This is a genomic window from Pseudomonas sp. MD195_PC81_125 (genome assembly GCF_014060985.1).
Taxonomy (GTDB): domain Bacteria; phylum Pseudomonadota; class Gammaproteobacteria; order Pseudomonadales; family Pseudomonadaceae; genus Aquipseudomonas; species Aquipseudomonas parakoreensis.
On sequence record NZ_JABULD010000547.1, the window covers coordinates 1 to 6577 of the forward strand.

Below are 6577 nucleotides of genomic sequence, written 5' to 3' on the forward strand. Positions count from 1 at the left end.
CTTCCGCAGCCCAGCGGGAGCAAGCTCCCTCCGCCACAGAGAGGCATTCGATTCAGCGTTCCACATAAAAAAGACAATCGGAGACACGCCATCATGCTTTGGATTTATTCGTCGTCCTCATCTACGCCGCCGGCATGCTGTTGCTCGGCTACTACGGCATGCGCAAGGCCAAGACCAACGAGGACTTTCTCGTTGCCGGGCGTAACCTGGGCCCGAGCCTGTACATGGGCACCATGGCCGCGACCGTGCTCGGTGGCGCGTCCACCGTCGGCACCGTGCGTCTGGGCTATGTGCATGGCATTTCCGGCTTCTGGCTGTGCGCGGCACTGGGTTGCGGCATCGTCGCGCTGAACCTGTTCCTCGCCAAACCGCTGTTGAAACTGAAGATCTACACCGTTACCCAAGTGCTGGAAAAACGCTACAACCCGATGGCCCGCTCGGCGAGCGCGGCGATCATGCTGGCCTACGCACTGATGATCGGCGTGACCTCGATCCTGGCGATCGGCACCGTGCTGCAAGTGCTGTTCGGCCTGCCGTTCTGGATATCGGTATTGCTCGGCGGTGGCGTGGTGGTGATCTACTCAGCCATCGGCGGCATGTGGTCGCTGACCCTCACCGACATCGTGCAGTTCATCATCAAGACCGTGGGCCTGATGTTCATCCTGTTGCCGATCTGCCTGTACCGCGTCGGCGGCTGGGACGAACTGGTGCTGAAGCTGCCGGCAGCGGCGTTCAACTTCACCACCATCGGCTGGGACACGATCATCACCTACTTCATGATCTACTTCTTCGGCATCCTGATCGGTCAGGACATCTGGCAACGGGTGTTCACCGTCAAGACCGCCAAAGTCGCGCAGTACGCCGGCAGCATCGCCGGTATCTATTGCATCCTCTACGGGCTGGCCTGCGCGCTGATCGGCATGGCTGCGCACGTGCTGATCCCGGATCTGGACAACGTCAACAACGCCTTCGCCGCCATCGTCAAACTGTCGCTGCCGGACGGCATCCGTGGTCTGGTGATCGCTGCTGCTCTGGCGGCGATGATGTCCACCGCCAGCGCCGGCCTGCTCGCCGCGGCCACCACCCTGACCGAAGACCTGCTGCCGAAACTGCGCGGCGGCAAACAGTCGAGCTTAGGCGTCAACCGCCTGTTCACCCTGCTCACCGGTGTAGTGGTGCTGGGTATCGCACTGGTGGTGAATGACGTGATCAGCGCCCTGACCCTGGCCTATAACCTGCTGGTCGGCGGCATGCTGATTCCGCTGATCGGCGCGATCTTCTGGAAACGCGCGACCACCGCCGGCGCCATCGCCAGCATGGGCCTGGGGTTCGCCACCGCGCTGCTGTTCATGTTCAAGGACGGTCTGGATGCGAACACGCCGATCTACTACAGCCTGGCTGTGGGCCTGGTGAGTTTTGTGGTGGTCAGCCTGGTCTCCCCTCGCCCGGCGACGGTGGCGAGCGCGATCTAAGCTTTACGTAACGACTTGATGCTTTCTTCGACGGGTGTGGCGTCGGTTGCCACACCCGTTTTTTTCGTCTGGAGAAAATGATTGATGAAGATTGTTTCTCGCGATCAATGGTTTGAAGTTCAGAATCTGAGCGATGGCATTCGGTTAATCCACGAGCCGTACATCCGCCCGTTCTATCGCTGCAACCTCTGGCACATCCAGGGCCGCGACAAGGATCTGCTGCTCGACAGCGGTTCAGGACTGGTCAGCCTGCGCGAGCAGTTGCCGTGGATTACCGAGCGGCCGCTGGTGGCCGTCGCCAGCCACTGCCACTTCGACCACATCGCCGGGCATCACGAATTCGCCGAACGCCTGGTGCATCGCGCCGAGGCCGACATCCTCGCCGCGCCGGACGGCGAGAATGACCTGAGCCGGGCCTTTGTCGGCGACGACATGTTCGAGGCGCACCCGGACTGTCCGCTGTGCTACGCCGAATACCGGGTGAAGGCCGCGCCGGCCACCGGGTTTGTCGAGGATGGCGACGTGCTGGATCTGGGCGATCGAACCTTGCAGGTGCTGCACACGCCGGGGCATTCGCCGGGCGGCATCAGCCTGTATGAAGCGGCGACCGAAACCTTGTTCAGCGGCGACATCATCTACGACGGGCCGCTGATCGAAGACGCCTACCACTCCAATCTGCAGGATTACGCCGCCAGCCTGCGACGCTTGCAGGCGCTGCCGATCCGCACCGTGCATGGCGGGCATTTCGGCAGTTTTTCCGGTGGGCATTTGCGTTCGATGATTGACGCATGGCTGCGCGGGCACGCTTGAGTTCACCACAAAAGCAAAAGATCGCAGCCTTCGGCAGCTCCTACAGTGGGATTGTGGTGTGTCAGGCATGGCTGGAGCGCTGCTGGCTCTGGCGCAGGCGCATATGCAGCAGCGGGTACGGCTGGCCCATGCCGTCGACTTCCGAGCGGCCGATCACTTCAAAACCCTGTTTGAAGTAAAACCCCAGCGCCTGCGGGTTCTGTTCGTTGACGTCCAGTTCATCGGCATTCAGATGTTGCATGGCGTAATTCAGCAACTGCTTGCCCAGCCCCTGACCGCGATGCGCGGGATCGATGAACAGCATCTCGATCTTGCCCGCCGCGACCCCGGCGAATCCGGTGATGCGCTGCTGATGATCCTTGGTGCAGATCAGCATCACCGCATCCAGGTAACGGGTGAGCACCAGATTACGCAGCAATTCGATGTAGCTGTCCGGCAGAAAATCATGGGTCGCGCGGACCGAGGCCTCCCAGACCCGGGTCAGTTCCTGATAGTCGCTAAGTTTCGGCGTGTGAATGACCGAATGCTGACGCATGCCCTTCGCCTCTTTCCAGTGGATAAGCGGGATTCCTTCCCACAGCAAACAATAGCCGTAAAAAAGCCCCGCATCTCGTAAAAAGAGCGGGGCTTTTGATATCAGCGCAATCCCTGTAGGAGCTGTCGAGTGAAACGAGGCTGCGATCTTTTCAGATCAAAAGATCGCAGCCTTCGGCAGCGCCTACGGGTGTGCGGTGTTTAGATCTGCTCAGCCCACAGGTCGTATTCGTCAGCGTCAGTCACCTTGCACCAGACCTTGTCGCCCGGCTTGAGGTTGCTGCCGTTGTCGATGAACACGTTGCCGTCGATTTCCGGGGCATCGAAGAAGCAGCGGCCGACGGCGCCTTGCTCGTCGACTTCGTCCACCAGCACTTCGATCTCGCGGCCGATGCGCATTTGCAGGCGTGCCGAGCTGATCGCCTGCTGGTGCGCCATGAACCGCTCCCAACGATCTTGCTTGACGTCGTCCGGGACCACTTCCAGGTCCAGGTCATTGGCCGGCGCGCCATCGACTGGCGAGTACTGGAAGCAACCGACGCGGTCGAGCTGGGCTTCGGTCAGCCAGTTGAGCAGGTACTGGAAATCTTCCTCGGTTTCGCCCGGGAAGCCGACGATGAAGGTCGAGCGGATGATCAGGTCCGGGCAGATTTCACGCCAGTTCTTGATCCGCGCCAGGGTCTTGTCTTCGAACGCCGGGCGTTTCATCGACTTCAGGACTTTCGGGCTGGCGTGCTGGAACGGGATGTCCAGGTACGGCAGGATCTTGCCGGCGGCCATCAGCGGGATCAGCTCGTCAACGTGCGGGTACGGGTAAACGTAGTGCAGACGCACCCACACGCCCAAGGTGCTCAGCGCTTCGCAGAGTTCGGTCATGCGGGTTTTCACCGGCGCGCCGTTCCAGAAACCGGTGCGGTATTTCACGTCGACACCGTAGGCGCTGGTGTCTTGCGAAATCACCAACAGCTCTTTGACGCCGGACTTGACCAGGCGCTGGGCTTCGTCGAGCACATCACCCACCGGACGGCTGACCAGTTTGCCGCGCATCGACGGGATGATGCAGAAGCTGCAGCTGTGGTTGCAGCCTTCGGAAATCTTCAGGTACGCGTAGTGGCGCGGGGTCAGCTTGATGCCTTGCGGCGGCACCAGGTCGATCAGCGGGTTGTGGTCCTGTTTCGGTGGCACCACTTCGTGCACCGCGTTGACCACTTGCTCGTACTGCTGTGGACCGGTCACGGCCAGCACGCTCGGGTGTACGTCGCGGATGTTGCCTTCTTCCACGCCCATGCAACCGGTGACGATGACCTTGCCGTTTTCCTTGATCGCTTCACCGATCACTTCCAGCGATTCAGCTTTGGCCGAGTCGATGAAACCGCAGGTGTTGACCACCACCACGTCGGCGTCCTGATAGGTGGACACCACGTCATAGCCTTCCATGCGCAGCTGGGTCAGGATGCGCTCGGAGTCGACCAGTGCTTTCGGGCAACCCAGAGATACAAAGCCAACCTTTGGATTGGCCGGCGCAGGAGTGGTGGACATGTCTAACCTCGGTGTTTTGTGACGTCGCTTGCCGTGTGGAAAAGTCGACGGACGGGCGCTCAGGGTGCGCCTCTGATCAAAAAGTGCGCAATTCTAGCGATGAGCAACGCACTTGACCAGCTTTATGCAGGGAAATACGACGAGTGCTGCGCTATGCTTCGCGCCGTTGAGCTTTACCAATTTTTTACAGTCAACAAAACGTCTGTAACAACAGGTAAAACAGCGCATGCTGCACCATAAAGCATAGTGCTTCATTCAAAGAAGCCGGTTTGAGAATCAGGAGTGTTGGATGGGTCAGGCAAGTAGTCAGGCGGCGGGCGCCGAGCATTCGGCTGCAAAACCGCTGAGCATGCTGGTCGCGGCAGTCGGGGTGGTTTACGGCGACATCGGCACGAGCCCGTTGTACACCCTCAAAGAAGTGTTTTCCGGCGCATACGGCGTACCCGTCAATCACGATGGAGTGCTGGGCATTCTGTCGTTGATCTTCTGGTCGCTGATCTGGGTCGTTTCAATCAAATACATGATGTTCGTCCTGCGCGCCGACAACCAGGGCGAGGGCGGCATCATGGCGCTCACCGCACTGGCACGTCGTGCGGCGGGCAAGCGCAAGCGGTTGCGTTCGTTGCTGGTGGTGTGCGGGCTGATCGGCGCGGCGCTGTTTTACGGTGACAGCATGATCACCCCGGCGATTTCCGTGTTGTCGGCGATCGAAGGCCTGGGCCTCGCGTTCGACGGCATCGACCACTGGGTGGTGCCGCTGTCGCTGGTGGTGCTGGTCGGCTTGTTCCTGATCCAGAGCCACGGTACGGCGCGGATCGGCATTCTGTTCGGGCCGATCATGGTCACCTGGTTCCTGGTGCTCGGCGCCCTCGGCGTGTACGGCATCAGCCATTACCCGGAAGTGCTGCATGCGCTGAACCCGGTCTGGGCGGTGCGTTTTTTTCATGGTGCACGCCGGCATGGGCGTGGCGATCCTCGGCGCCGTGGTGCTGGCGCTGACCGGTGCTGAAGCGCTGTACGCCGACATGGGCCACTTCGGCCGCAAGCCAATTGCCCGTGCGTGGTTCCTGCTGGTGCTGCCGGCGCTGGTGCTGAACTACTTCGGTCAGGGCGCCTTGCTGCTGGAAAACCCGGAAGCGGCACGTAACCCGTTTTACCTGCTGGCGCCAAGCTGGGCGCTGATTCCGCTGGTGGGGCTGTCGACGCTGGCCACGGTGATCGCTTCGCAAGCGGTGATTTCCGGTGCGTTCTCCCTGACCCGTCAGGCGATCCAGCTCGGTTACATCCCGCGCATGTACATCCAGCACACTTCCAGCGATGAACAAGGCCAGATCTACATCGGCGCGGTGAACTGGTCGCTGATGGTCGGCGTAGTGCTTCTGGTGCTTGGCTTTGAATCCTCTGGCGCCTTGGCTTCGGCGTACGGCGTGGCGGTGACCGGCACGATGCTGATGACGACCATTCTGGTGTCGGCCGTCATGCTGCTGCTGTGGAAATGGCCGCCGATTCTCGCGGTGCCGGTGTTGATCGGTTTCCTGTTGGTGGACGGTTTGTACTTCGCCGCCAACGTGCCGAAAATCGTGCAGGGCGGTGCGTTCCCGGTGATCGCCGGTATTGCGCTGTTTGTGCTCATGACCACCTGGAAGCGCGGCAAGCAATTGCTGGTCGAGCGCCTGGATGAAGGCGCGCTGCCGCTGCCGATCTTTATCAGCAGCATCCGCGTGCAACCGCCGCACCGCGTGCAGGGCACTGCGGTGTTCCTCACCGCCCGTTCCGATGCCGTTCCGCACGCTTTGTTGCACAACCTGCTGCACAACCAGGTGCTGCACGAGCAAGTGGTGCTGCTGACCGTGGTCTACGAAGACATCCCGCGCGTGCCGCCATCGCGACGCTTCGAAGTCGAGGCCCACGGCGAAGGCTTCTTCCGGGTGATCCTGCACTTCGGCTTCACCGACGAGCCGGACGTGCCGCAGGCGCTGAAACTGTGTCACCTGGAGGAACTGGACTTCAGCCCGATGCGCACCACCTACTTCCTCAGCCGCGAAACGGTGATCGCCTCGAAACTCGAAGGCATGGCCCGCTGGCGCGAGGCGCTGTTTGCGTTCATGTTGAAGAATGCCAACGGCAACCTGCGATTCTTTAATCTGCCGCTGAACCGGGTGATTGAACTGGGGACGCAGGTGGAGATGTAGTTCTACATCCACTGAAAAAGCCCCCCTCGT

General features: G+C 60.8%; 4 protein-coding genes and 1 pseudogene. 3 read left to right on the plus strand and 2 right to left on the minus strand.

The genetic code is table 11. From position 1 onward, the window contains the following. Window positions 1–134: 134 nt before the first annotated feature. Together HT737_RS21890 and HT737_RS21895 are read left to right on the plus strand one after the other, a co-directional pair. Window positions 135–1472 (plus strand): sodium:solute symporter, encoded by a 1338-nt coding sequence (locus HT737_RS21890; RefSeq protein WP_182403990.1) that lies wholly within the window; start codon window positions 135–137, stop codon window positions 1470–1472. A gap of 84 nt (window positions 1473–1556) precedes the next feature. Further along, window positions 1557–2282: an MBL fold metallo-hydrolase gene (locus HT737_RS21895; RefSeq protein WP_182403989.1), complete on the plus strand. Its 726-nt coding sequence runs from the start codon at window positions 1557–1559 to the stop codon at window positions 2280–2282. Between the two features lie 61 nt (window positions 2283–2343). Here the strand turns inward: HT737_RS21895 and HT737_RS21900 are convergent, their stop codons facing one another. Beyond that, entirely contained in the window at window positions 2344–2817 is a 474-nt protein-coding gene (locus tag HT737_RS21900; protein WP_047292000.1) for a GNAT family N-acetyltransferase, read from the minus strand. Between the two features lie 200 nt (window positions 2818–3017). Next, a complete protein-coding gene (gene rimO, locus HT737_RS21905; RefSeq protein WP_047292002.1) occupies window positions 3018–4355 on the minus strand; it encodes a 30S ribosomal protein S12 methylthiotransferase RimO in 1338 nt (445 codons plus the stop codon). A gap of 349 nt (window positions 4356–4704) precedes the next feature. Between rimO and HT737_RS21910 the strand changes: the two are divergent. Continuing rightward, window positions 4705–6547, plus strand: a pseudogene (locus tag HT737_RS21910) (potassium transporter Kup). The last annotated feature ends 30 nt before the right edge of the window (window positions 6548–6577 follow it).